The organism is Streptomyces sp. URMC 126, from assembly GCF_051386555.1.
Taxonomy (GTDB): Bacteria; Actinomycetota; Actinomycetes; order Streptomycetales; family Streptomycetaceae; genus Streptomyces.
The window spans coordinates 1-259 of sequence record NZ_JBPQTX010001016.1 but is presented as its reverse complement, the minus strand read 5'-3'; the positions used below and the strand labels follow the sequence as shown (position 1 = coordinate 259).

Sequence of the window (259 nt, the reverse complement as noted above, 5' to 3'; positions counted from 1 at the left end):
CCTGGAGACCGCCCTGGCCGTGGCCCGTGCCGGGTACCGGCCCGACAAGCACCTGCGGTTCGCCTGGTGGGGAGCCGAGGAACTGGGGCTGGTGGGCTCGAAGCACTACGTCAACAGCCTCCCCGCCACGGAGCGGTCGAAGATCGACGGCTACCTCAACTTCGACATGATCGGCTCGCCGAACGCCGGTTACTTCGTCTACGACGACGACCCGGCCATCGAGAAGGTCTTCAAGGACTGGTTCGCCGCCAAGGGCATC

General features: G+C 66.4%; 1 protein-coding gene. It reads left to right on the top strand.

All coding sequences use genetic code 11. The features are described 5' to 3' along the window. The coding region (locus tag ACSNOK_RS34910; protein WP_436784719.1) for a M28 family peptidase at window positions 1-259 on the top strand (259 nt) is incomplete at both ends.